Source organism: Eggerthella sp., assembly GCF_048329335.1.
GTDB lineage: Bacteria > Actinomycetota > Coriobacteriia > Coriobacteriales > Eggerthellaceae > Eggerthella > Eggerthella lenta.
Window position 1 is genome coordinate 1 of the sequence record NZ_DBFEGU010000047.1, and the last position, 1906, is coordinate 1906.

Sequence of the window (1906 nt, forward strand, 5' to 3'; positions counted from 1 at the left end):
GGCACGACCGGGACGCAACCGGAACGCACACGAAGCACGAGCCCCATCCGCGCCGCTCGCGCCCGAAACGAAACGGAGCGCCCCGAAGGGCGCTCCGCGCGAATGCCTCGTATGCGCCTGAACGCTAGAAGCTGATGAGCCCGAACGTCTGCGCGACGAACGCAACGAGGATGACCACCACGAGCACCGGCGCCACGTACTTGATGATGACGGTCCAGGCTTTCTCCACCTTGAACTCGCTGGAAATCTTCACCTCGTCGACGATGGCCTTCGGCTTGATGATCCAACCGACGAAGATGCAGGTGAGCAGCGCGACGATAGGCATGATCACCGAGTTGGAGATGAAGTCGAAGAAGTCCAGCAGCGTGGTGCCCTCGCCCATCGGCTCGATGAACGACAAGCCGTTGTAGCCCAGGTTCACGAAGATGCCGGCCACCGTGACCACGCCGATGACGGCGCACAGCGCCTTTTTGCGCGACCAGCCCGCACCGTCCTGCACGATGGAGGTGCAGGTTTCGGTCAGCGAAATGGCGCTGGTCAAAGCTGCGAACAGTACCAGCAGGAAGAACAGGAAGCCCACGACGGTGGCCGCGCCGCCCATATCGGCGAACACGGTGGGCAGGATGACGAACATGAGCGACGGACCGGAGTTGGCCGCCACGGCCTCGCCCGAGCCCATGGCCACGAACGCGGCCGGCACGATCATGAGGCCGGCGAGGAACGACACGCCGATGTCGAAGCCACCGATGCGGGCGACGCTCTGCGTGAGGCTGGACTTCTTGTCCAGGTAGGAGCCGTACGTGATCATGATGCCCATGGCCAGCGACAGGCTGTAGAACATCTGCCCGAGCGCGCCGATGACCAGCTCCGGCGAGAACTTGCTGAAGTCGGGCGTGAGGTAGTACAGGGCACCGTCGACGGCGCCGGGCATGGTCAGCGTGTACAGCGCGATGCCTACGGCCATGATGATGAGCGCCGGCATCATGACGAGGTTCGCCTTCTCGATGCCGCCCTTCACGCCCAGCGACACCACGATGAACACGATGGCCATGAACAGGAGCATCCACAGGAAGCTCTCCGTGTTGCTGGAGATGAAGCCCGTGAAGAAGTCGCCGCCGTCGGCCAGCGCCTCCGGGCCGTTGATCAGGTAGGCCGCCGCGTACTTCGTCACCCAGCCGCCGATGATGCAGTAGTACGGCGTGATGATGAAGGGCACGGTGGACGCCAGGATGCCGATGAAGGCGTACTTCTTGCCGAACTGCTTGAACGCGCCGATGGCGGACTGGCCCGTCTTGCGGCCGAGCGCCGTCTCCAACAACAGCAGCGATACGCCGAACGTGAACACCAGCACCAGGTAGGTGAGCAGGAACGTGCCGCCGCCGTACTTGGCCGCCAGATAGGGGAAGCGCCACATGTTCCCCAAGCCCACGGCGGATGCCGCCGCAGCCAGAATGAACGCCCACTTGCCCGACCAGGCCGAGCGCGCGTGCGCATGCGTTGAAGCCATCGAAAACCTCCGTTAACGTTCAGTTGGTATTCCCCGGAAAATCCGCTCGCGGAACGCGCCCGCAAGGGATCGGATACGGGCGCCCATCCACGTCGTGCACCTGCGCCGCGATCCAGATGCATCATTATACCGGGAAAACCCTGGTCGCCAACAACGTTTTGTCGAAAGATCCGTTTTGCCAGCAACCGACGCCCGAAGAGGTGCTACGGAAGCGTCCTCCGACGCGCGCACCGCCGCGCGGGAACCGCTTCGCATTCGGACGCCGGTCTCGCCGCTGCCGCACCGAAAGAACGTCCCGGGTCTGCGAACGTGCGCGGCGCTGCATCTTCGCCCGTAAAACACGCCTCGCGCGCTGTGGCGTGTTTTACGGGCGAAGATGCGTTCCTACGGTGACTACTC

General features: G+C 63.7%; 1 protein-coding gene. It reads right to left on the bottom strand.

Annotation, left to right across the window (positions count from 1 at the left end):
* Window positions 1-124: 124 nt before the first annotated feature.
* Window positions 125-1507: a sodium-dependent transporter gene (locus tag ACMO6A_RS01685; protein WP_015760373.1), complete on the bottom strand. Its 1383-nt coding sequence runs from the start codon at window positions 1505-1507 to the stop codon at window positions 125-127.
* Window positions 1508-1906 lie beyond the last annotated feature (399 nt).

Excerpts from the sequence above, each read along its gene's own strand:
- ACMO6A_RS01685 (WP_015760373.1), bottom strand. The coding sequence starts at position 1,507 with ATGGCTTCAACGCATGCGCACGCGCGCTCGGCCTGGTCGGGCAAGTGG.